We start from the raw sequence: 22,680 nt of genomic DNA, 5'->3' as shown, positions 1-22,680 counted from the left end.
TAACCATTATACTATAAATAAAATTGAATTCCCCCCTATTCTTCCTATAATCTTACAGTGTTATTCCTCCTGGTATCCGCGGGCCTCAGGCGGCAAAGTGACAGCAAAAAACACCCTGATGAAGGAAAGAAAACAGTTCCTCCCCGATCAGGGTGTTTTTAATGTGTACTGTTAGGGCCATGCCCCGTTCCTGGATCACCAGCCGATGGCCGCTCCATCGCAGCGGGGGTCCGTGCCGCCGATCCGAAAGCCGCTGTCATCAATCAAAATGGCATGCGCGTGCCCCATGGCTCCGGAAAAATCCTCAACCGGTCCAGGTTCTCAAAATATAGGATCCTATATATCTCACTTATGGCGAATGGAAAATAGAGCTGATTTAAATCGTTCTTCGAATCACGCTTTTGGTTGCTGCCGCCTCAAAAATCGTCTCAATCAGTACCAGCACACGATGCACTTCTTCGCTTTTGATCGCAAGCTCCGCTTTTCCTTCGATGGCAGAGACAAAATTTTCATAAAAGCTTTCTGCTACCGCAGGTATTTTTTCAATTGGAAAATTCAGGGTGGATTCCTCTGACGGTGGCGCCATCGTTTTCGTCAATCCTTGGCCTGCTTGAATCGGTTTTGGTTCCACATGAGCAACATCCGGATTTCGGGTGACGATCTCTCCGCTCAAGTCCCAATCCCGGATCACTGCGGTACCCTCGGTTCCTTTAATATACCAACGCGGCAGCTTTACATAATTGGTCGTACCCACTTCAATGACCGCTGTCAGGCCGTCCTTGAACTCAATAAAGCTGGTAAAGCCGTCATCCACTTCAGTTCCCAAAATATAGCTTAACTTAGCAGCTACGCTTTCTATTTGGCTGTCCGTAATCTGAAGCAGCTGGTCCAACAGATGCACTCCCCAATCCAGTAGCATTCCTCCACCGTACGCCTTCAGTTGCCGCCAGTCACCCGGAATGCCGTTAGCCCCCTGAACCCGCGATTCCACTTGGAAAAGCTCGCCCACGGTCTTCTTGCCGATCATATCTTTGATAATTCGGAAGTCTTCATCCCATCGGCGGTTCTGATGTACCGTAAATACGCGGTTTTCTTTCTTCGCCACCTCGACAATATCCAAGAAATCCGTGCTCGTTATCGTAACCGGCTTTTCGCAAATGACATGTTTTCCGGCTTGCAGTGCCTGGATCGCTATTTCTTTATGAACGTCATTAGGCGTTGCTATCAAAACAATATCCACGGCCTGATCGGCCAGAACGGCCTCCAGACTTTCGTAGGTTTTATAGCCGCCAGCGGCAGCCAGTTCCATTCGGTAATCGACAATATCATATACACCGCCAATGGCAAGCTGCTGAATAGGTTCGATTAATTGAACATGGTAGCTTCCCATGCCTCCATAACCGATAATGACTACATTATATATCCGATTGCCCATTTTCATTTTCCTTTCACTCCTGATTTAAGCCCACCACATATCAAGCGGTTGCTCACGGGTCAAAATCGATTGCAGATTGGTTACTACACGATTAAACCCTTCTTCGACGGACATCAAAGGATCTTCGTGTTTGAGGCTTATTACATATTATACACATAAATCCGCAAAACGCTGATTATGTCGGACCATTTCTACAACCAATAATCCCAATTCATAATGTCATCGTAACTCTCCTTGCGGACTTGTTCAATGCATTTTACTTCCAGACCTGACTTTAAGAATTGACGAGCTTTTCTTTACTGACAAAATAATGATACAGCGCCCCGTACAGGTTGGCGTCGTTGCGGAATTGGCAGGCTACCACCTTGGGATTTGCGATATGCAGAGGATTGGCCTCTTTCACGTCGGCGATCGCCCGCTGAATCCGTTCAATCAGAACGGGCTGCGCGCTGATTCCGCCCCCGATCGCGATAACTTCGGGGTCCAGAATGTACTGCAGATTTAATATTTGAATGGCCAGGTACAGGCAATATTCATCAAAAATCGCATTGGCCTCTGCGTCCCCTTGCATAATATATTCAAATATCACTTCTCCGTCAGCGGAATCGACTTTCTTGATTTCGGCAATACGGCGGATCATGTTGACCGCAGAGCAATCCAGTCCAAAGTACTGTCCCGTCTTAGTTTCGGGATTGAATTGATGCATGATATAGCTGACTTCTCCGGCGGAGAGATTGACCCCGCGGTGAAGCTTACCGTCAATGATAATACCGCCGCCGATCCCGCTTCCGAGAATTAACACCACGGAATCTTTGGCGTTTTTCACGCTTCCAAGCCAGAGTTCGGCCAGAGCCGCGCTCTTTCCGTCATTTTCGACGAAAGCGTCTATTCCGTATCTTCGTTCAATTTCCTGTTTTAAATTGACCTCGTGCAGAAAAGGCAAAGAACCGCCATGGTAGATGACGCCCCGGGCCGCATCGACCGTTCCCGGGCAGCTAAGGGCGATTCCCTTAACCGCAGACAAATCATGCCCCTCTATAATGGAATACAATTTATCCATAAATCCTGCTAAATGTACTCTAGGTGTTGATTGCTTGCCTTTAGTCACGATCGTTCCAGCTGAATCCATCAGCGCATATTTTATAAAGGTGCCTCCTATATCGATTGCAAGATACATAAGCATTCTCCTATCCTGTTATCTTTACAAGAGATGGGGCATCTTCCTCCGGGGAGCTACTCCATCTCTTATACCAGTATTTTTACACTTGAGCTCTTCTAGCCTCCAATTCGGCCACGATTTCATCATGAGGCTTATCCCACTTGTAGATAAAGACCATGATCAGAATCGACAATACACTGAAGACAATCGGCAGCCAGATGTAGTTAAGCGTAATCATCTGCAATGCAGAATCGGTTTGCTTTTGCTTGGCGACATACCCGCCGGCTGCAAGCAGCCAGGCCGGAATGGCGCTGCCCAGACCGGAGCCAAGCTTGATCCCGATACCGGCAGCCGAGACAAGAATACCTTGGGCGCGGATACCCGATTTCCATTCGCCATAATCAACCGTATCTGCCATAAGGGCAAACAGCAATCCGCCCGGGAGTCCCAAACCGATACCGCCGACGATCGTTCCCAAGATAATCATGGCGACATTGTGTCCACCCACATAGATAATGAGCTGCCCGATAATATTGATGCCAATACCTGTGATAATCAGCGATTTTTTACTGAACCGTTTGGACAAGAAAGGAACTGCCAGCATTCCGATCACCGTTACCATCGACAGCGTATTTACCAAGGAAACGATTTCAGGTTTCTCCAAGGTGTATGTCATGTAATAAATGCCTGCGGAGAGCTTCATGATATACATCAGGAAAAAGACGATACCGAGCAGAGAAACGGCCATCCACGGACGATTTCCTTTGATCGCTTTCAGACTTTCCTTCACAGAAAGGCTTTGGTCCTGTCCGGCGATGTTCTGCACACGCTCTCTGGTGTTCAGGAATGTGACGATGAACAGGATCAATCCCATAATAGCGAAGAGCGTCATCGTATAGAAGAAGCCTTTTTGCTGATTCCCAGCACCAAAGTAGGCGACCAGCGGCAGCAGCGTGAGGTTAACGATCAAGCCGCCAACCTGTCCACCAATCATACGGAACGTATTGGCCACGGTTCTCTCCTGGACATCGCTCGACATGCTTGGCAACATCGTCGTCAGTGGATTATTGACGGCCGCATACAGCACGTTCGCCGCGATGTAAAAAATGTAAGCGTATGCAAGTTTGCCGGAAGCGCTTAATTCTGGCCCCATAAAGAGCAATATGGAAACGATTGCAAAAGGAAAGCTGGACCAGAGAATCCAGGGTCTTGATTTCCCCCATTTTGTATTGGTCCTGTCAATCAGTACCCCGAAGATCGGGCTGTCGATCATGTCGACGAATCTGGCGATCAGCATCAGCGTACCGACCGCAGCCGCCCCGAGTCCATACACGTCCGTAAAGTAAAAGGTCAAGTAGGTCGTAATAACTGTGTAAATCAAGTTGGAACCCGCATCCCCCAAACCGTAACTTACTTTCTCCAACAAAGACAATTTCTGATTTGAGCTTACAGCCTGCTTACCCTTCTTCAAGTCTGCTTCTACCACTGCCATTTTACTTCCCCCTAAAAGCGTTTTCAAATCTTCTTAACATTAGAGCTTGATTAGAACCTTGCCCCAACTCGGAAAGCGTTTTATTTGTTTACAGTTTAAATATATTTGTTCATGATTTATGGTATTATTTAAGGAAAAGTTGTAATTTTATAATTTTTTTTATGGAGAGGAACACCATGAACCCATCTCAAAGAGACCTAGAAACCCTCTGCAAGCTCGTCTATAACGCGATCCATATTCCGATCTTCTTTATAAAAAAAGGCTGGGAAAGATCCCAGACCTTCAGCAATAACTATTCTTCTCTGATGATCCGGGAGATGCTGCCCCAGACATTGATTGACCACTTATTCTCCCTGAATTTGAGCAAGCCGGTACAGATGGTTTATATCAATAACCATGAGGACATTATTGCCATGCTCCCCCATCCAGAGCATGAGAATGAACGGATCATTCTGTGGCCGCACTCCGAAAAATATGTCTCGACAAACACCTTGATTGAGCCGTCTGAACAGCAAGATGCTTTTGATACGAACCAGCTGTTTAATACCGCGATCCTGCTGCATCATCTGTTCTACAACGAAACCTTGTCCTTAAATAAGGTCAAACAGGATAACGAGAACCTGAATCCTTCCCTAATCTCTGAAGTGATTGAACTCAAAATTATCGAGCAGCGGGAGAACAGTGATTACCACAGCTCCTTTCTGGCCGAGAGGAAGATCTGGGAACATCTTAAAACCGGGAATATTGAAAAAATGCTGTATTACATGAAGCTGCATTCCCAGGAAGGCAGTTACGGAACCTTGTCCAAAAGAGACTCCTTGCGGAACAAGAAAAATCTTCTGATTACGGCAGTCACCCTGGCGACCCGAGCGGCCATCGAGGGCGGACTCTACCCAGAAATCGCCTATAACCTGAGCGATGCCTATATCCAGCATATCGAAGAGCTAAAGAAGATCGATTCCATCACTAAGATGCTGGAAGAGATTTTGCCCGATTTTGCCGAACGGGTCACCAAAGCCAACCGCTCCAGCTTCTCGAAGACGATCCTGCTATGCCAGGACTATATCTTCAACCACCTGCATGAACACTTGACGCTGGAATCCTTGGCCAAGCAGCTGCGCATCAGCCCCTCCTATCTGTCCAACAAGTTTAAGGAAGAGACGGGGGAGACCCTAAAAGCCTATATCCAGCGCCAAAAAATCGAAGAGGCCAAGAATCTCATCGTCTACTCTGACCTATCGATTAGCGAAATCTATTCCCTGCTCAACTTTCACGATCAAAGCTATTTCACCAAGGTATTCAAAAAAATCACGGGCCTGACTCCCAAGCAGTATAAGAATAATTTGATTATTCAGCAGAGTTGAATAAAAGAGAACGAAACCACGCAAAAGCTGACAACCGATATTACACCCGTTCTTCATATAGAATTTCGGTTTTACTCGACCGTATCTTTCATTGGCACGAAGTTCCCTACTTTAGCTTATGATTTAAAACATTATAATCTGTTCTCAATAACAAAAGAGCGTATTTCGTCAAAATATAGATTATTTATACGTTGTTATCTGCTTTTATTTTCATTTTTCAGACGTATAGACCTTTTAGTTCCTCTATGTCCTCTGCATACTTTGTAATTTATCGGATTCCACTTTATTTGGACTGAAGTTGATTCAAGTATTCCAGATACATCTCTTTAAAAGTAGCATCTTTTTCCAAATCAATGAGCACTTCCAGCCTTTTAATCAGGCTTTTTTCATACCACTGGATTAATTTTTCCATCGTATTCAACTCCGATGCTAAAGGGTTTTGTTCACATATTTTCAATCAGTCATTTTAATAAAAATGATTTTTCATCCACTGTGTTCAGGTTTATTCACTAAAACCGTTATCACATTTATCTTGAATGATTGCCTGATTCTCTTACGGCTATTCTTATAATAGATACTGATGGCTTATAATGAACATGATCAACGAATAAGGAGGTACTTCATGTCTCAGGTAATAAGTAGTCAGCAAAATGAACTTGCCAGGCTGATTCAGCGTCACTGCCTTGGGGAGGGAGTTCAGAAGACGGCGATCCCTTCTTTATTTTTTATCCGCTATTCCAACACAACTGAACCAGACTACGGGGTGTACAAGCCGAGCTTCTGTTTTATAACTAAAGGTTCGAAAGAAATATTTCTGGCACAGGAACGTTTTACATATAACCCTGCCAATTACCTGATTGCATCCATGAATCTGCCGGTGGTTGGCCAGGTGATTAGAGCTTCGCCTGATGACCCTTACTTAAGTTTTAAGCTTGAATTTACACAGAACCAGATTTTAGAGATTTTAAACGACTTGGAAATTCAGCCAATGCCTAAGGGAAATTTGAAGCGGGCTTTATTTGTCGGCCAGATGGAGTCGGATCTGATGGATGCAATCCTTAGGTTAGCCCGTCTGCTGGACAATCCGAAGCATATACCGTTTTTAGCTCCTATGTTTATCAGAGAAATACTATATCGGCTCCTACAGGGCCAATATGGGGTTACACTGGGACAGATTGCGTTGGAGGGAAGCAGCTCGTACCGAATCAGGGAGGCTATTGAACAAATTATTCATCATTATGATAAATCTTTGCGGGTCGAGGAGCTTGCCGAATTAGCCAGTATGAGCGTTTCCTCATTTCACCGGAACTTTAAGGAAGTAACCGCTATGAGCCCTCTTCAATTTCAAAAGCAACTGCGTTTGCAAGAGGCACGCCGTCTCCTATTATCTGAGTCAGCAGATGCCGCTGATGTCGCTTTTCGAGTGGGCTATGAAAGCGCGTCTCAATTTAGCCGTGAATATTCTCGAATGTTTGGTTCTCCTCCTAGGGCAGACATCAAATATCTTAAGGAAAAATATTATAGATACTGAACGCTTAATTCTCTTTGTTGAGGCTTCAAAATGTCGAGAAACCCATGTCTCAAAAAGACGGGAATTCTCGACATTTTGAGAAAAAGTATACTTCTTCTCTTCTTCAGGTGAAGCGTAGTGAATGCACTTCGTGTTATAGAGATGAAGCTACTAATCCTCAAATCTTCTGTTTCCAAGCGCTTTGACCATTTCTGGATCATTATGCGAGAAGAAGCTGCTTTGTTTTGTATCTAACATTGCCATCTTCTCCATATCTTCCTGACTTAATTCAAAGTCAAAGATATTGAAGTTTTCAATAATTCTTTCTTTGTGAACCGATTTTGGAATTACCACAACTTCTCTTTGCGTCAACCAGCGTAAAATGACCTGCGCAACAGATTTGTTGTACTTTTGAGCCAGTGATGTTAAAACGTCATTCTGAAACATGTTGTTTCTTCCTTCTGCAAAGGGTCCCCAGGACTCAATCTGAACATTGTACTCTTGCATAAGTTCAGCACTATGGATTTGCTGACAGAAAGGATGCGTTTCGACCTGGTTTACTGCAGGCGTGACTTCATTATGGACAATCAAGTCAACCAGACGGTCCATCTGGAAGTTACTCACGCCAATGGCTTTGATTTTTCCCTCGCGATACAATTCCTCCATCGCACGCCAGGAACCATATACATCTCCGAATGGTTGGTGACGGTAGCCTGCCATAATAGCATCGTAAACAGATTGTTCACACTCATTCGCATCTTTAATTTGATAAACACCAAAACCAAGTATTGGCATTTCAACACCATTGTTCAGAATTACTTTGTTCATACGAACTCCTCCTGTCGTTGAGCACTCAGAGGCCTGTTCTTCTTTCCAATTCCTCTGGATATCGGTCACCCATCAGTATGATTTTTGATGCAACAGAATCGATTTTCATCAAATCTTCCGAGGTAAGTTCTATATTAGCCGCTCCCAAGTTTTCTTTCAGGCGGCTTAATTTACGTGTACCAGGAATCGGAACAATCCACGGTTTTTGAGAGAGCAGCCAGGCCAGTGCAATTTGGGCAGGTGTCGCATTTTTCTGCTCCGCTACTTCTTTTAGCAGATCTACGAGTGCCTGGTTGGCCTCAAGCGCCTCCTGCGTAAAGCGCGGAAGAGTATTGCGAAAATCTCCCTCCGAAAAGGAGGTATTGGCATCGAAGCTCCCCGTTAAGTATCCCTTACCTAGAGGACTGAACGGAACAAAACCTATACCCAACTCCTCCAGAGTTGGCAAAAGCTCTTCTTCAGGACGTCTCCACCACAGAGAGTATTCGCTCTGCACTGCAGTGAGCGGCTGAACTGCATGTGCCCGGCGGATCGTCTTCACACCAGCCTCGGATAGACCCCAATGCTTAACTTTTCCTTCCCGGATCAGATCCTGCACTGCTCCTGCTACTTCCTCGATTGGCACATCGGGATCAACACGATGTTGATAGTAGAGATCAATCACGTCGGTATTGAGACGTTTTAAGGATTCCTCGGCAACCTTCTTAATATGCTCAGGCCGGCTGTTCATCCCTGCCTGTTTGCCATCCTGAATGTTAAAGCCAAACTTGGTTGCAATGACTATCTGATCCCGAACAGGAAGTAGTGCTTCCCCGACAAGCTCCTCATTGGTATATGGTCCGTATACTTCAGCGGTATCAAAAAAAGTAACACCACGTTCAACGGCATCTCGAATAACGGAGATCATTTCCTGCTTATCCAGAGCAGGTCCATAACCATAGCTCATTCCCATACAGCCGAGACCGATTGAGGATACGTTCAGATCGCTTTTCCCAAGCGTTCGTTTTTGCATTATTCCTCTTCCTTTCCAATGAACGAATTGACCAACTTAGTTTCAAACCAATGCCATATATCAGTTAATTTGATAGGGTGTAAATCAATTATGCAGTAACTGTACTGTAGATCGTTATATCATTTGTCTTAAATGATTGCCTAATTCTCTTAGAACTTCAGGAATCAGGGGTTAGATGAGGATGTGATCGTTCGTTTCTGGTTCATTTTTATTTATACAAAATGAATAAATAATGTAGATGCCCTATTCCTGAAACACCCCAACACGAATTCATCGGTATATATCCCGCTTCATTTGAACGGTTAGTTTACGTATGTTCAGCTCTTTCTGTCTTCTTTGGTAATCAGAGAACCGTAGGCTGGAATCACGACCGTTCCTTTCTTCACCTTCATATCCTTCGAGGTGGAGAAGACCACTTTCCACTTGCCCTTATCCCAATCTTTGATCTGCAGGGTAACCGGCTCTCCGGACAGGTTATGATATACATACAATGTTTCTTTGCCTGAAGTGCGTTTAAATGCAGTTACGCTGGCAGAACCTGCTTGGATCGGTTCCAAACTGTCGCTGCGGAGGGCTTCATGTTCTTCCCTCAGACGGATGAGCGAGCGGTAGCTTTCCAGCAGGGAATCATCGTCGCGTAGCTGCGCTTCGACCGATACTTCGCCTGTGTTGTATTTGGGTTCCTCCCACGTCGTTTGACCGGGGCCATCTCCTTTGTACCAGCGCATAGGCTCCCGTAGATACTCATCGGGCTTCTCTCCCTTCATGCCGATTTCTTCCCCGTAATAAAGGAACGGCTGCCCTGGCAACGTCAAAAGAATCGAAGCGGCCAGCTTGGCTTTTCGCACATCCCCGCCCAGCTCACTCATGACACGGGTCTGGTCATGGTTACTCAGGAATGGAGCATCGAGTGCCGCCTTATTGTACGATTTATACAATTTCAGCGTTTTCTCGGCGAATGTCGCAATACCCTGATCCTGACCATTTTTTATAGAGTTCAAAATCGTTCCGCCCAGGTCAAAATTAAACAGGGAGTGAAGTGGTCCGTAGTAAGGAGCTATTGTCTCCGGTTTGTCCCATACCTCCCCCGCTAGATATACATTTGGATTTACCTTCTCCATCTCGGAACGGAACTCATTCCACCAGGCGATGTTTTTATCGGCACCCTCCTTCGTCTGTCCTTTAAAAATGTGCATCGCCGCGTCAAGCCGGAACCCGTCTGCACCTTGCTGTAGCCAATACTTGCCAACCTTGATCATTTCTTTGCGAACTTCGAGATTGTCGAAGTTCAAATCCGGCATTCCCGACCAGAACGTGCCGTAGAAATACCCTTCACCATTCGGATTCTTATGCCATACCTGTTGTCCCCACGAGCCTTTTTCATCCAGATCTGTGTTCTTATCTGCCCATACGTAATAGTCGTGGTATTTGCTTTGCGGGTTGACGCTACCTTCTTTGAACCAAGGGTGCTCACTGCTCGAATGATTAATAACAAGGTCCATAATCACCTTGATGCCCTTTCGGTCCGCTTCTTTCATCAAGGTGCGGAAATCATTCAGATTACCATACTGCGGATCGACCTGATAGTAGTCGGTTACATCGTATTTATGGTAGCTTGGAGACGGATTTAGGGGCATGAGCCAGAGGCCGCTGATCTGCAGATCCTTGCCCGAACGGGGGTTGCCGTCGTTTAAGTAATCAAGCTTTTGTGTAATTCCTTTCAAATCACCATGTCCATCTCCATTCGAATCATAAAAAGAATTAATATAAATTTCATAAAACACGCCGCTTCCAGTAGAAACCGGAGGCTTATGTCCGTTCATTTCCTGCTCGGCCATTGCACCTGAAGCGAACATCGTGAGCATAGGCACCGTTAACATGGCGGTGGACAATCTTCTTAAGCATTTGTTACGTGTCAAAACATATCAACTCCTTTGATTGTTATGGATGCGTCTTCATTATAAAGATAAAAAATCCAAGAAAGGGGGTATATTATTATCTATTTTGGTGGAAAATATCGCTCTTCTTGTTTTATCTCTGTATTCAACTGCAAGTGATGAGGTGGCATTTCGGAGCCATACAAGGAGATATCCTTCACAGAACGCTACTTTTAGACTACTTATCGTCATAATCAGAATCACTATAGAGTGCTATGAGAAGACTGAATTGGCGATAAACCATAAAAAAACACCCCTACAGCATTTCTGCTGTAGTGGGGTGCTTCCCTTTCAAGGTAAATCAAGTACATCCATATATGTCCTACTTAAGCGAGTTCCTTGATGGCTACGATGCGCAATCGGCTGGTGTCGGCCATCCATTGACCTCCCAGGTCTATGGATGGCTTGACCTTTGCCTCAATGGCGCGGTAGATGGATGCTTTGTCTGCGGGGTGACGTCCAAGAAGAAATAATCGGCGAACTTGTCCAGCCAGCCCCGAACCCCAGTATCTGTCCTGAGCGAAGTGGGTCTGTCGAAGTGCTAAGCCAACGTGACACGGAAGCCGGCCTGCTCCCAGCTCAGCTACTAAATTCAGCTTATCATCATACGTTCCCGAGTTCCATTGATTGGTAAAGGGTTCGCTGTACATTGTCTCAGTCTCCTTTTTACATGAATATTATAAAGACTTTGCAGATATATGTTATCTACAAATAATCAAATCGTGAATCTTCACTGCCACAGCATTCGGAACAGTAAGCAGTGCCTTCCACTGCATGAATGATGTGCAGATGATCCACGCGTGGCGCACAGGGATCTCCCGCATTATCATTTTGCGCATAGGTTCCTCGCCGCTCGTAATCAGCAGTTCGATCATTTGCTTCTTACTACTAAACGTAGCTTGTTCTAGTCTGTATTTATTTCCCAGACTGGAAACAGCAGAAGAGACCCACATCACGTAGATCTCTTCTGAGTTTCTTGCTAATGATGTTCAATATGACACGGGATTCCCGGTCTATCAATCTGTATTGTAATATGCTTGATCTCGTATCGTTCTTTCAACAACCTCTGTGCCCGCTCCAGCACAACAATACTGTACTTTGGATCTTGAATGATGATATGGCAACTCAGCAACGGAACATCTGATGATAACGCCCATACATGAAGGTCGTGCACTTCTACAACATACTCAAGATCAAGCAGGGATTGCTTAATTTGATCTGTGTTCATATTTAGCGGCGTACCTTCCATCAGAATATGAATAGAATCCCGAGTTACCCGATAAGCACTGATAATCACCAGAACCGCCACCAAAATACTGGCGATCGGATCAGCCAAATTCCAGCCGAAGAACATAATCAGCAATGCCGCCACAATCGCACCTACAGAACCTAACAAATCCCCTATTACATGTAGAAAGGCACTGCGAATATTGAGATTTTCAGATGTATCTCCCCTCGTAAGGATAAAAGCAGCAGCTATATTGACGAGCAAGCCAAGCACTGCGATGATCAGCATTCCTGAAGTCATGATTCCAGGCGGGTCAGAAAGCCGTTTGAAAGCTTCCCAGAAAATATAAATCGATATCAGGGCAAGTGCTAAGCCATTAATAAAAGCGGCCAGTACTTCAAATCGTTTGTATCCAAACGTCTTTGACATGCTCGCTTGCCGTTGTCCCCAGGTCATCGCGAGATAACTTAACCCCAATGCACCCGCATCACTCAACATATGCCCCGCATCAGATAATAGTGCCAGGCTGTTCGTCAGCACTCCACCAATAAATTCAATGATCATATAACCAGCAATTAAAAAGAATGATAACTTTAGAGCATTTTTGTTCGCTCCATGTCCATGAGAATGCCCGTGGCTATGGGAATGCCCATGCCCGTGAGCATGTGAATGCTCACTGCCTTTAGAATGATTATGTTGATGATGTTGGTTGCAGTCATGTTCGTATGCCGTATTACGGTCGTGTGTGTGACTTTTCTTACTCATCTACCTGCCCTCTCCTCTATAAAATTTTGATGATTTACAATCGAAATTAATATATGAGCACTTATTCATATATTATAAGTAATACAAATGTAGTCTGCAAGAATAATATGAAATGTAAACAGTTGTATTTTTTGATCTCCATGTCTCGTTTTATTATTGAACTCACGGGCTTGTCTTTGTTAAAGGACGCTTGATCGTGGTACATGGTAACCGAGAGAAGTAAGCAGATATATGCTATGGGAAAGGTTAAAATACGGTAATTTTTCACTTTAAAAAATCACGAAAATAAATTTGTCAATATAAATATCATGATGATTGTTTGCTGATAGTAGTTCTCACTGGACGCGAGAAATTCAAAAAAAATTCCCGGACATATCAATATTGTTGGAGGTTCCATTTACCATTACGATAATCTTTCCATCCAGCAGAGCAGTCACAGCGGTATCTGGCCGTTCGGTGTAGCGCACCTGAGGAAGAGGAGGATACTAAAAAAAGCTTGAGGACAAGTCCTCAAGCTTCATGGAACAAAATATGCGCTTAATTCCTAATCCACTTGCCTGTCTCCCAATTCATTATGTTTTTGATCATGGGCTAACTCCTCCTTTTTATGAAGGGTCTGATCGACATACACCAACTATACCATTCTCTTCCACATTTCGATTGTACATAAATGACCAGCAATTATAGAGTATAGGCGCCTGTCCATGTCCCAAATTTGCATAATCTTCGCTTGCAAAGAGGCAAACACGGTTATTATTCAAATATCAAACCGTATTTTACAAAGCTTTTATACAATCCATCTTCCTCAACGTTGTCAGTAATATCATCTGCAATTTCCATCAAACCCGGCTTTGCATTACCCATAGCAATGCCTAGGGCGCAATATTCGAGCATCTCGGCATCGTTCATTCCATCTCCAATGGCAATCGTCTGTTCCTGGGGCAGGCCCAAATGATTCAGCAAATCAGCAATGGCGATTGCCTTGTGAATACCAGGAATCATCATTTCCCCACTGTCCTTACCAAAGATCGGAACGGTGCACTGGATGACCTCAAATTTCCCCTGGAATTCCTCCTTGATGCGTTCAAAGGGTACATCACTTTCCAGAAAGCAAACCTTATTGACATCGTCTTTATACAAATCAGTCTCTCCATATGTCAAACCCGCGATAAATGGGTGGGGGGAACGCTCCATTTTTTCTCTGGCTGCAGGGTCGTTCTCAACATCTCCATAGATCCGCCTCTCCAGATGAGGTCTTAATTTCTGGCTAGCATAGAGCGCCGAATTGGACTCCAGATAAAAATCAATTCCATGTGTATTAAAGAAATCCACCATTTGCCGAACATCCTCAGGCGTGACTTTTTTATGATAAAGAATCTCATCTCCGGATTCTACATATCCCCCTCCTGCTCCAATGAGACCATCAAATCCGATATTCCAAATAGCGTCGTAGATTTCAGCTTTCGAACGACCTGTACACAGATAAAGCAGATGACCATTCTCGCGTGCTATTTTGCAGGCTTTTTGTGCCGATTCAGGCACCATACCGTCATCACCGACAAGTGTTCCATCAATGTCGATAAATACAATTTTTTGAGTATCTCTATCCATTAGTATGCTGTCTCCCTTGTTTAAACGAATGATGTTTTATGAGATGATTGTCGTTATGTTCTACAATTACACTGTAATTTGTGTAACGCATTACATGTCAAATCTTTTTTTGATCTGCCGAACGGGATCATCATTATGTTCTTTGGTACTTTAAACCTGGCTGCTCGACAACTTCTAGTAAATGAAGCTCTTTCCTGAGACTCGGAGAAGAAACTTATATCGTTAAAACAAAAAAGCCGCCAAAATGGCGACTTCTTTTATGCCTAAAACCTGCTATCCTCATTGGGAATCGTTAAGTTTAAATATTTAAAATTGACCCGGCAACCTGATCCCATTGGTGACTGGGCCAGTGCACCTGCTATAAACTGATCAGCAATTTCCATTCCAAAGTAGCGGACTAACTTCCAATCCTCACCATCGGGCGAATAGTAAAATGAAATAATGCTCCCAATTTTCGTGATTCTTAAATGTGGGTTTTCAACCACAACGCGCTCAGAATTACAATCATCGGAGGAGCCATTCTTTGTTACAACAGACACAATCGTAGCATAATCACCGTTAAATTCATAACATAGTTTAGCCCAATTGTTCTCGTCCGCCATCAACATTAAGCACCCTGAATCATAAAGATGACGCATGTCTACCTGAAGCTGTGTCGTAAGCTGAAATGACGTATCAACCTGGAGATGTAGGAAAGGAGCCGAATGGGCTACATGCTTTCCTCCAGGATCCTTGAAAAAATCAACTTTAGCCGGTGCATCAATGATCAATCCATCTTCTTTGGTGTATTCCCAGTGCTCGGGTTCATTCATCCACTTCAAATTTTCTCTTATCTCAGGCTGAAACAAATTATAACTCATATGAATGCATTCCCCCATTTGAATTAATCTGTATAAATATAATCCCATTATACTTACATCCATTTCGCTTATAAATATAAAATAAGTGCTGGCTCATATAATAATAAGGAAATGAAAGGGACCATTTATTAGTTCGTAATAACTTAATTATTGAGGAAGGAGTTTTGCTTTTCTTTTTGAACTTGAAGTATTGTATTGGCTTACCTACTTGTGGGCTCAACTTAGCCTAATTTATTTTCACGAGATTCCATTGCTGATTGGAGCCCCCATTATCGGCCCATTGATTGACTGCCGCACCTGCGGTTACAGCCCCCTGATTAACATCCATCGTCAGGCCACTATTGCGGTTAACCAGAACAAGGTAGCCCCCGACGTCTACCGGCAGCCCCTGCTGGTTATTATTTCCATTATCCTGCCACTGGATCAGGGAGGCCCCCCTTGAATGGAGCTTTGATTTACATCCAGCAGCAAGCCACTGCCGACGTTCCGAAGCTTGTAAAAACCTTTTCCTGTCGCTTCCAGCTTCCATTGCTGGTTGGTTCCTCCGTTATCATTCCACTGAACAATCGAAGCACCGCCCGTGGTCGATGCTCCGTTCACATCCAATGCGAGACCACTCTTGCGGTTGATCAGCTTATAGATGGCATTGGAATCGTATCCGATGCTGTCCATGTAAGACATGCCGGATATGACGTAGGTCGTGACCGAACCCGCTTTTGCTGTTACTGTTAACTTTTTGTCCTGTACCGCGATGTTCGCCAGTGTCTTGAGATTCTCGCTAGAGGATGTCCGGAACACCTGGGCAGACGCACCTGTCGAAGTAAAGCGGCTCAGATCATACGTAACGGTCGTATCTGTAGGTTCTGAATTGGTGATTACCAAAACAAGTTTGCCTGAAGATGCATCGTAAGCAGCAAGCGTATTGGCGTCAGTCATACCGATGATTTTGTACCCCGGGCGAATGAACTTACTGTAATTGCCCATCACATAATATTTCTGATTCACAGTGTAGCTGGTCGTCTGTGTGTCATTAAGTATGTTCTTGAAAAATCCCCATCCCTCAGCACTGTCAACTGCCTGCCAGTAAACCCAGGCACTTGCGCCCATATTGCGTATGTCCTTTAGGATCGTCCGTGACATCGTCAATCCACTGGCGTCCCCGTCCCCATACTCGGAAGTCCATAGATGTTTGTTGTCCGAGGTGGCCGCATTGCGAAGCGCCGTTCGATTGTTCCCCCCATACGTATGGGTATTGATCTGCGCGATGGCCGACTTCACAGCCGGGCTGTATCCGGCGAAGGAAGTGGTTGAATCCTCCAAATTGTATTCCTCCGGTGCGCTCAGCCTGGTAGATAACCCTTTGGCCGTGAGAGAAGATTGCACTTGTCCCAGTATAGTGTTCTGCTCCGCTCGATCAAAGTGCATTCCCTCCTGATCGTTACCGAGCTTCCACCATGTCGAGACCGGCTCATTAAGCGGAGTCACTGTGTCAAAAGATATACCCCATTCGTCGCGAAAGTGCTTGACGACCTCTGTGAGGTAATCGGCAAAATCATCATAATATTCCGGCTTGAGATTGTTAACGCCATTCGCAGCTCCCGATACACTGCCGCTGATCGTCATCCAATAGGGAGCCGAGTTCGCAAACGCTTCGAAGACGTTGACCCCGTAGGATTTGGCTGCCTGAAGCATGTATCTTTGATTGGCATCTGCATTCCAGTCATAGACCCCTTGCGAAGGCTGATAGCCCGGAACGGCCTTTCGGTACTCCAGGTATTTGGATGACGGGTTTTCCCCCCCTCCAATGTTATAACGGATGACGTTCAAGCCGAGTCCATTCGTTGGGCTGAACATTTTTTCCGCATACTCATCCCGATTGGAATATGAGCCAACCACCTTCCCCCACCACGCAAGCGAAGTCCCCCAGCCTTCAATGGTCTGATACTGCTGTGAGGGTTCAGCCACGGCTGTATAAGAACCTGCGGCGGACGTTTTCGTTCCGAGGATGCTCAGAACCAGACTGCCTGCCATCAGCAAGGCAATCATTCGCTTGAACCAATTCATTGCGTTCACTCCTTTATGAATTTGAATTTGGTATAAAGTAAATGGGGTACATGATCCTCTTACAGATCAAATGGTTTGCAAAAATGTTCATTCAATATTATTTCGCATCCTCCTTGAAAGTAGCGTCCGATTTGTCAATCGTCGTAACGATCGGGTCCAAGCGAAGCAGGTTATTGTAATGTCTCAAGTAGCGGTCAGTATAATTGTATGATGCGTACGACGTCCAGGCCGCATTAGCAAGCCCGTCCTTGCGTCGAAACGTGGCATCCGTTGTGAAGGCTGAGCTGCCATCATTTTTTTCTAGGTAGATCAGATCGTTTTTATGGCGTAGATAATATCCTGGGAAATTGACAGATTCGAATGAGATGGCAGAAGCATCCGCAAGGCCTGGAACAATTCTTAATTTCGAATCTTCCACAGGGCTGACGTTCTTATCGTTCCGTGCCTGATAGTTGTAATGTCGGATATAATTGCCCTGCATATTGTAAGACTCCAGCGCTCGGACGTCACCCGGCTGCCCGGTTTCTTTCAACACGGTCATGTGTCGGACTAATCCGGTCAAACCTGGGAGCTCCTTTTTCACGGTCCATGTCTTGAACCCATCAGAAGAGTCGCTGTAGTAATATTTTTGCGTGGAATAACCGTCAAAATAGATACGCCATGTTCCGTTGTCTAGCTGGACCAGTGCAGGATCTTCTACCCAAGCCCCCCCAGTTTGCCCAGTCTCCGGTGCCCTGGAAAGTATAAGGGCCAGTTAGAGAGGGCGCTATGGCATATTCGATGTATTTGGTTGTTTCGTTCTTTGTAAACGCATGATAAGTTGATCCGGTCTTAACGATGAAAGTGTCGATGTAATTTGGGGCAATGCCTGCAAGCTCGACCGGAGCCGACCAGGCCGTAGAAGCAAGATTGCTGTTTGCTGCCGTAATGGCATAAGGTCTGAAGTTTTCATAGTTGCCCGGCGATAGGGACACGATGACATTCAAGTTGCCATTACTGTCCACGAACCATTCGGGAGCCCAGGTGTGGGCGATTCCGCTAGGCAAGGATAATGGGATGTTGCGGACAAAATTCCAGTTCACCTTATCCGGGCTTGACGCTATGCCGATCGTATTGCCGGACCAATTCGTGGTGTAGACCACGTAATACAGGCCATCCGTGTGCTTTATGATGCTGGGATCGCGGATTAGGTCCTCCGGCGGGGTGTATGCAGAGCTTTTAAGGAGGCCATAATTCGTGGCATTATAGGATTGGTAGATATACAGATTGGACTCGCTGCTATTGGTAAAAGCCGAGATGGTATAAACACTTGTTGCTGCACTCGCTGTATTTGGGCTTAGAATGCCGCACAGAATCATTGCTGTAAGAAATACGATGAATACTGACTCGCATGTTTTCAATAACCATGTACGTTCTTTCATAACAGTTAACATAGAGCTCTCTCCTTTACGCTAGATGATGGCCAGCTTTGGTTTCCAACGCTTCACTTCCTGAGGTTCTAACATGTGATCATATGACATACCCTCCTTTTACAGAACGGATGTTTATAAAATGTAAGCGATTGCATTAATATTGTTATTAGGCTTCTGTCTGGTTCATACTATCCAAGATGACTGAATTTGCTGTCGCAACGGAAGCTAAGGAAATTAAGCTGGTGATTGCATCTGATTTTCTTGCAGTCATATGAAGATCTGTTTGATAGTAGGTCGGCAAGAAAGTTTGGAGACTCTGACTGGCTAACATAATCAAGGGCTTACCATTTATTCATTTAACACTTGCATACCATCAACAGATTTCCGTCAGGGTCCTGAAAGTTAAACCATTGGTCATGCTCTATGCTTGTCGTTATATTTACATTTTTAGATTGCATAAATGCATAGGCTTCTTCAATATTATGAGTATCAAAATGAAATGCCGGCGTTTTAAACGTATGATTGTCGGCATAGATCTTGCTGTCCAGCACAATACGTGTTCCATTCATCGGAACAATGTACAAATGTCCAAATAAAATCTCTCCATCCGCAGGCAACCCCAATATCTCGCAGTACCAATCGCGCGCTTTTTCAATGTCACTGACAGGGATAAACACAGTACCAATTTGATTTAAAATGGGATTCATGCAATTCCCTCCTTTTCGATAAACTCGTCTTTGGTTACGCTTATGATAGCCCATATTGTGGAATTTGCATAAGTTTGTTTTTGAACAGCATAACTAAAAATACCCCCGGCAAGATTTTCCTGCCGGAGGCTTTCATCTATTTTATAACATCATATCATGACATAATCATTCTGGGTATTGAGGTTTGGTCACGTTATTGGGAACAGATTCGTCATAAGCGTCCTGGCCGGGATAATCCCGAACTTCCTCCTCATGCAACTCATGATTTTCATAATCAAAACGATGCGCGGTTCTCTGATCCACTCGCCACGGCGAGCTTTTTCCAAGAGATTCAGACATCAGAGCTGAACCGTAAGGACCTTCAGGGAACTCTTCGAGAACCAGATCATTTCGCTGTGACTCCACCGTAGATACATCGGTATACTCTTGCCTTTCTTCCTGCAAAAATTTATCCTTCATCGTTGCCCCTCCTATCCGCTTTGAGACGATCAAAGCAAGCTTATTTTGAGCGAAAACGAATTCATGTATGCATGATGTTTGAAAAACACTGCGTTTCAGGCTCTGATTCAGGTTTGGTTCTGTTTCAATAATTTTCCACTTTAGAGGTTCCGAATTGATATAAATAACGCAAAAACAATAAAGCCTATGATACAGATCATCGTATCCCGCTTGGACCATACCAGCAAGGCGGAACGTGCTCCAAGCAGGGAATGCTCTCTAACTTTCCGCATTTCCATCGCAATCGTCATGTCTTCCGCACGCTGAAACAGCGACAACAGCAAGGGAATCACCATCGGTCCAAGATCCCGCACCCGCACCGTGTTCGGTCGTAGCGCAGCTTTGCCGCGTGCCCGGACAATCAGCGAGAATCGCTGCCATTCACTCCAGATCATCGGGATGAACCGAAAGATTAATGATACGGCAAGTGCAAACGAGGTAACGGGAAGCCTCAATTTTTTGCCAACACCAAGCACCCAATTCAATCCTTCCACCATGCGTCCATAAGGCGTAGTCAGCGAAAACCAGAGACTGGCCAAGGTGACAATAAACAAACGGTACACATTCAGCAAAGTAGCTTCCGCCTGCATCAGGGAGAAACCGAACTGGAGACCGTCCCTTTCTGTTGAAAGTGTTGTTCCTGACAAAGCGGTGGATATGAGAAAAAACAACAATAGAGGCTTCATTAACTTCACGCAGCCAGCCAGAGCTTGTCGAGGCAGAGCAGCTAGTGCCAGCGCTACCGGCACCAATGTGAGTGACAGGCCCAGCCAGCGATGTTGAAGCATCGACGCAGTCACGAGCAAAATATACAAAATCCATTTGAGACGCGGGTCCATGGCACCGTACAATCCGATGCTTGAAACTGCCTGGCTGTCCGCGGATGCCAGATTAGTAATTTCTGCGGCTTCATTACCTTGAGCCAGTGCAGAAGTTGCCGATTCATGGGTGTGCACCTTTTCCCGTTCCATCTTTTCTGCTGCATGCAGCTCATCATCCGACTTGACCTCCTGCACCACATCCCATCCATGTAACCTGGAAAAAACGATATGTTCAGCCATCTCCTCCGGCGTCAATGCGGTAAAAGGCAGCTCAATACCTGCCGCAGCGAATTGCTGTGCCAATCGCATGGAAGGTGGCAGTCCAAGCCCAGCCTGCTCCAGCAGGTCTGGCCGTGAATGGATTTCTTTGGGCGTCAGATCAGCGATCAGACACCCTTCCCGAAGCAAAAGAACCCGATCCGCACGCGGCAAAAAAGTATCCAAGTCGTGCGTAGCCACAACGGCTCCCCCACCTGCATACCGATGCTGATCCAGCGCTTTGAGCAGAAGCACTACACTTTGCGCTTCCAATCCGGCGCTGGGTTCATCCAGAAGCAGCCAATGCGGCTCGACAGCGGTTCCCAATGCAAGACCAAGTTTTCTCCGTTCTCCTCCGCTCAGTGCAAATGGCGATCTGTCCAGATTGAACCGCCGCTCCGACTCTTTGCCTGCTGGCGGGTCCCACTGTTCAAGGGTACTGGCAATTTGGCGTTTTTTTTTGCTCCTCGGTAATTCGATATGGACGCAGAGAATACGCGAATTCACGCTGAACGCTGCGGGCAAACAGTTGTTGCTCCGGGAATTGAAATACCAGCCCCATCCGCAAAAGAATAGACTGCGGCACTTTTTCGTTTTGCCAGAAGGGCTCATCATCCAGCAGAATACTCCCTTCATTTGGTGGTTTTAGGCCAGCTATCGTTTGCAGCAGCGTAGTTTTTCCCGACCCTGTGCAACCCAGCAGCAGGGTGATTTCCCCACTGTTCATTGTAACGGACACATCTTGAAGCAGTGCACGTTTATGGGGTTCCGGCGCTGCTACACTTAAATGATTCAATTCGATATGCAACAGGCTACCTCCTTAACCAGCTGCTCAGGTCGCAGTGGGGGTGGCATGCCGAAGCATGCCTTGCTGCTTCAGCAGGAGCGCCGTTTGCACAGTGAAAGGTGGATCAAGCCCAAGTCGCTCACAAGGTGATCGCTGCTCATCTTCTTTGGCAGCGATCACCTCCTTCTCACGTCCATAAAAGAAGGACGAAGGCACTCCGTCATACACACAACGTCCTCGTTCCATAGCAATGATTCGATCACACAAGGTGGCTTCTTCCAGATGATGCGTAATCCAGATTACCGCCGTCCCCTTGCGGACAACGGCATGCACAATGGCTTCCATTCGTTCTCTCGCTCCGGGATCCAGCATGGCTGTTGGTTCGTCCAGAATGAGTACGTCCGGTTTGGCTGCCAGCGCTACCGCAATGTTGAGCAATTGTTTTTGCCCTCCAGAAAGCTGTGAGATTGCCGCTCCCGGCGGGAAGTCAAGCCCTACGGTATGTAATGCGTGTTCTCTACGCCGTAATTGTTCGTCTACGGATCCAAGCAATGGCGATAAGGCGAAATGAAATTCCTCTTCAATGGTGTCACCGAGCACCTGCGCATCAGGCTGCTGCAGGACTCCACGAACGACAAGTTCTGAGGAAGCCTGCCTTGCTCCACCGGATAACGGAGTGAACCCAATCAACAGCCCGGCCAGCGTACTTTTGCCACTTCCATTGGCTCCTACAACACTGATCCATTCTCCTGCATGCAGTCTCAGGGAAACTCCATCAACCGCCTTACGAATACGTCCAGACTCTGACTCATAATGAACACGAGCATTCTCCAGCGTGATTAATGGTATAACGTCTTGCATCGCAAATGGGTCCTTTCCCTTTTGATTCATTTGTGGTACGATCCAAATCGTTAACCTAATTATATTTATTT

23 protein-coding genes and 2 pseudogenes are annotated in these 22,680 nt (G+C 45.6%); 2 read left to right on the top strand and 23 right to left on the bottom strand.

Translation table 11 applies throughout. The features are described 5' to 3' along the window. Positions 1 to 376: 376 nt before the first annotated feature. From QMK20_RS12450 to QMK20_RS12435, 4 genes and pseudogenes are all read right to left on the bottom strand, one after another. Entirely contained in the window at positions 377 to 1,441 is a 1,065-nt protein-coding gene (locus QMK20_RS12450; protein ID WP_283655962.1) for a Gfo/Idh/MocA family protein, read from the bottom strand. A gap of 18 nt (positions 1,442 to 1,459) precedes the next feature. Continuing rightward, a pseudogene (locus QMK20_RS12445) lies at positions 1,460 to 1,626 on the bottom strand (sugar phosphate isomerase/epimerase); the annotation flags it as partial. An 83-nt stretch (positions 1,627 to 1,709) separates the two neighbouring features. Then, positions 1,710 to 2,612 (bottom strand): ROK family protein, encoded by a 903-nt coding sequence (locus QMK20_RS12440; protein WP_283655961.1) that lies wholly within the window; start codon positions 2,610 to 2,612, stop codon positions 1,710 to 1,712. Positions 2,613 to 2,694: 82 nt separating this feature from the next. After that, the gene (locus tag QMK20_RS12435) at positions 2,695 to 4,086 is read right to left on the bottom strand and encodes a glycoside-pentoside-hexuronide (GPH):cation symporter (RefSeq protein ID WP_283655960.1); all 1,392 of its coding nucleotides are present in this window, start codon (positions 4,084 to 4,086) and stop codon (positions 2,695 to 2,697) included. A gap of 176 nt (positions 4,087 to 4,262) precedes the next feature. Between QMK20_RS12435 and QMK20_RS12430 the strand changes: the two genes are divergently transcribed. Next, on the top strand, positions 4,263 to 5,450 hold the full coding sequence (locus QMK20_RS12430) for a helix-turn-helix domain-containing protein (RefSeq protein WP_283655959.1): 1,188 nt from the start codon (positions 4,263 to 4,265) through the stop codon (positions 5,448 to 5,450). Positions 5,451 to 5,733: 283 nt separating this feature from the next. On the opposite strand, the gene QMK20_RS12425 is transcribed toward QMK20_RS12430, so the two are convergent. After that, a complete protein-coding gene (locus tag QMK20_RS12425) occupies positions 5,734 to 5,862 on the bottom strand; it encodes a hypothetical protein (protein ID WP_283655958.1) in 129 nt (42 codons plus the stop codon). A 210-nt stretch (positions 5,863 to 6,072) separates the two neighbouring features. Here QMK20_RS12425 and QMK20_RS12420 point away from each other — a divergent pair, with 210 nt between their 5' ends. Next, positions 6,073 to 6,981, top strand: coding sequence for an AraC family transcriptional regulator (locus QMK20_RS12420; RefSeq protein WP_283655957.1), 909 nt, complete (start codon positions 6,073 to 6,075; stop codon positions 6,979 to 6,981). Positions 6,982 to 7,131: 150 nt separating this feature from the next. Here QMK20_RS12420 and QMK20_RS12415 read toward each other — a convergent pair whose 3' ends face one another. The 18 genes and pseudogenes from QMK20_RS12415 to QMK20_RS12330 form a co-directional block, all read right to left on the bottom strand. Then, a complete protein-coding gene (locus QMK20_RS12415) occupies positions 7,132 to 7,788 on the bottom strand; it encodes an aldo/keto reductase (RefSeq protein ID WP_283655956.1) in 657 nt (218 codons plus the stop codon). A 25-nt stretch (positions 7,789 to 7,813) separates the two neighbouring features. Further along, positions 7,814 to 8,800: an aldo/keto reductase gene (locus QMK20_RS12410; protein WP_283655955.1), complete on the bottom strand. Its 987-nt coding sequence runs from the start codon at positions 8,798 to 8,800 to the stop codon at positions 7,814 to 7,816. A gap of 317 nt (positions 8,801 to 9,117) precedes the next feature. Next, positions 9,118 to 10,719, bottom strand: coding sequence for an alpha-amylase family glycosyl hydrolase (locus tag QMK20_RS12405; RefSeq protein ID WP_283655954.1), 1,602 nt, complete (start codon positions 10,717 to 10,719; stop codon positions 9,118 to 9,120). Positions 10,720 to 11,063: 344 nt separating this feature from the next. Beyond that, a complete protein-coding gene (locus tag QMK20_RS12400; RefSeq protein WP_349361942.1) occupies positions 11,064 to 11,387 on the bottom strand; it encodes a hypothetical protein in 324 nt (107 codons plus the stop codon). 51 nt (positions 11,388 to 11,438) lie between these two features. After that, positions 11,439 to 11,693: a hypothetical protein gene (locus tag QMK20_RS12395; protein WP_283655953.1), complete on the bottom strand. Its 255-nt coding sequence runs from the start codon at positions 11,691 to 11,693 to the stop codon at positions 11,439 to 11,441. Positions 11,694 to 11,716: 23 nt separating this feature from the next. After that, positions 11,717 to 12,730: a cation diffusion facilitator family transporter gene (locus tag QMK20_RS12390; RefSeq protein WP_283655952.1), complete on the bottom strand. Its 1,014-nt coding sequence runs from the start codon at positions 12,728 to 12,730 to the stop codon at positions 11,717 to 11,719. A gap of 313 nt (positions 12,731 to 13,043) precedes the next feature. Beyond that, positions 13,044 to 13,215, bottom strand: a pseudogene (locus QMK20_RS12385) (spore germination protein); the annotation flags it as partial. A 268-nt stretch (positions 13,216 to 13,483) separates the two neighbouring features. Next, positions 13,484 to 14,341, bottom strand: a complete 858-nt coding sequence (locus tag QMK20_RS12380; protein WP_283655951.1) for a Cof-type HAD-IIB family hydrolase — start codon at positions 14,339 to 14,341, stop codon at positions 13,484 to 13,486. Between the two features lie 263 nt (positions 14,342 to 14,604). Continuing rightward, a complete protein-coding gene (locus QMK20_RS12375) occupies positions 14,605 to 15,201 on the bottom strand; it encodes a DUF1349 domain-containing protein (protein ID WP_283655950.1) in 597 nt (198 codons plus the stop codon). A 226-nt stretch (positions 15,202 to 15,427) separates the two neighbouring features. Continuing rightward, positions 15,428 to 15,730: an RICIN domain-containing protein gene (locus QMK20_RS12370; RefSeq protein WP_283655949.1), complete on the bottom strand. Its 303-nt coding sequence runs from the start codon at positions 15,728 to 15,730 to the stop codon at positions 15,428 to 15,430. Continuing rightward, positions 15,625 to 17,265: a glycoside hydrolase gene (locus QMK20_RS12365; protein WP_283655948.1), complete on the bottom strand. Its 1,641-nt coding sequence runs from the start codon at positions 17,263 to 17,265 to the stop codon at positions 15,625 to 15,627. Before QMK20_RS12365 ends, QMK20_RS12370 begins: the two co-directional genes overlap by 106 nt. Before the next feature lie 97 nt (positions 17,266 to 17,362). Next, positions 17,363 to 17,827: an AbfB domain-containing protein gene (locus QMK20_RS12360; RefSeq protein WP_283655947.1), complete on the bottom strand. Its 465-nt coding sequence runs from the start codon at positions 17,825 to 17,827 to the stop codon at positions 17,363 to 17,365. Positions 17,828 to 17,909: 82 nt separating this feature from the next. Continuing rightward, complete coding sequence (locus tag QMK20_RS12355; protein WP_283655946.1) at positions 17,910 to 18,665, bottom strand: family 43 glycosylhydrolase; 756 nt, start codon at positions 18,663 to 18,665, stop codon at positions 17,910 to 17,912. 368 nt (positions 18,666 to 19,033) lie between these two features. Beyond that, positions 19,034 to 19,384 (bottom strand): VOC family protein, encoded by a 351-nt coding sequence (locus QMK20_RS12350; protein WP_283655945.1) that lies wholly within the window; start codon positions 19,382 to 19,384, stop codon positions 19,034 to 19,036. Between the two features lie 165 nt (positions 19,385 to 19,549). Then, positions 19,550 to 19,843: a hypothetical protein gene (locus QMK20_RS12345; RefSeq protein ID WP_283655944.1), complete on the bottom strand. Its 294-nt coding sequence runs from the start codon at positions 19,841 to 19,843 to the stop codon at positions 19,550 to 19,552. Between the two features lie 140 nt (positions 19,844 to 19,983). Then, positions 19,984 to 21,486, bottom strand: a complete 1,503-nt coding sequence (locus QMK20_RS12340) for a CbiQ family ECF transporter T component (protein WP_283655943.1) — start codon at positions 21,484 to 21,486, stop codon at positions 19,984 to 19,986. Continuing rightward, entirely contained in the window at positions 21,392 to 21,769 is a 378-nt protein-coding gene (locus QMK20_RS12335; protein ID WP_283655942.1) for an ATP-binding cassette domain-containing protein, read from the bottom strand. The genes QMK20_RS12340 and QMK20_RS12335 overlap by 95 nt, the downstream gene beginning before the upstream one ends. A gap of 24 nt (positions 21,770 to 21,793) precedes the next feature. Then, complete coding sequence (locus QMK20_RS12330) at positions 21,794 to 22,639, bottom strand: ATP-binding cassette domain-containing protein (RefSeq protein WP_283655941.1); 846 nt, start codon at positions 22,637 to 22,639, stop codon at positions 21,794 to 21,796. Positions 22,640 to 22,680 lie beyond the last annotated feature (41 nt).

This window comes from Paenibacillus sp. RC334 (assembly GCF_030034735.1).
Lineage (GTDB): Bacteria > Bacillota > Bacilli > Paenibacillales > Paenibacillaceae > Paenibacillus > Paenibacillus terrae_A.
This window is presented reverse-complemented; position numbering and strand designations above follow the sequence as displayed.

What these genes read in the sequence shown, in the direction of transcription:
- QMK20_RS12450 (WP_283655962.1), bottom strand. Translation starts at nt 1,441, where the DNA reads ATGAAAATGGGCAATCGGATATATAATGTAGTCATTATCGGTTATGGA.
- QMK20_RS12440 (WP_283655961.1), bottom strand. Translation starts at nt 2,612, where the DNA reads ATGTATCTTGCAATCGATATAGGAGGCACCTTTATAAAATATGCGCTG.
- QMK20_RS12435 (WP_283655960.1), bottom strand. Translation starts at nt 4,086, where the DNA reads ATGGCAGTGGTAGAAGCAGACTTGAAGAAGGGTAAGCAGGCTGTAAGC.
- QMK20_RS12430 (WP_283655959.1), top strand. Translation starts at nt 4,263, where the DNA reads ATGAACCCATCTCAAAGAGACCTAGAAACCCTCTGCAAGCTCGTCTAT.
- QMK20_RS12425 (WP_283655958.1), bottom strand. Translation starts at nt 5,862, where the DNA reads ATGGAAAAATTAATCCAGTGGTATGAAAAAAGCCTGATTAAAAGGCTG.
- QMK20_RS12420 (WP_283655957.1), top strand. Translation starts at nt 6,073, where the DNA reads ATGTCTCAGGTAATAAGTAGTCAGCAAAATGAACTTGCCAGGCTGATT.
- QMK20_RS12415 (WP_283655956.1), bottom strand. Translation starts at nt 7,788, where the DNA reads ATGAACAAAGTAATTCTGAACAATGGTGTTGAAATGCCAATACTTGGT.
- QMK20_RS12410 (WP_283655955.1), bottom strand. Translation starts at nt 8,800, where the DNA reads ATGCAAAAACGAACGCTTGGGAAAAGCGATCTGAACGTATCCTCAATC.
- QMK20_RS12400 (WP_349361942.1), bottom strand. Translation starts at nt 11,387, where the DNA reads ATGTACAGCGAACCCTTTACCAATCAATGGAACTCGGGAACGTATGAT.
- QMK20_RS12390 (WP_283655952.1), bottom strand. Translation starts at nt 12,730, where the DNA reads ATGAGTAAGAAAAGTCACACACACGACCGTAATACGGCATACGAACAT.
- QMK20_RS12380 (WP_283655951.1), bottom strand. Translation starts at nt 14,341, where the DNA reads ATGGATAGAGATACTCAAAAAATTGTATTTATCGACATTGATGGAACA.
- QMK20_RS12375 (WP_283655950.1), bottom strand. Translation starts at nt 15,201, where the DNA reads ATGAGTTATAATTTGTTTCAGCCTGAGATAAGAGAAAATTTGAAGTGG.
- QMK20_RS12370 (WP_283655949.1), bottom strand. Translation starts at nt 15,730, where the DNA reads ATGGAAGCTGGAAGCGACAGGAAAAGGTTTTTACAAGCTTCGGAACGT.
- QMK20_RS12365 (WP_283655948.1), bottom strand. Translation starts at nt 17,265, where the DNA reads ATGAATTGGTTCAAGCGAATGATTGCCTTGCTGATGGCAGGCAGTCTG.
- QMK20_RS12350 (WP_283655945.1), bottom strand. Translation starts at nt 19,384, where the DNA reads ATGAATCCCATTTTAAATCAAATTGGTACTGTGTTTATCCCTGTCAGT.
- QMK20_RS12345 (WP_283655944.1), bottom strand. Translation starts at nt 19,843, where the DNA reads ATGAAGGATAAATTTTTGCAGGAAGAAAGGCAAGAGTATACCGATGTA.
- QMK20_RS12330 (WP_283655941.1), bottom strand. Translation starts at nt 22,639, where the DNA reads ATGAATCAAAAGGGAAAGGACCCATTTGCGATGCAAGACGTTATACCA.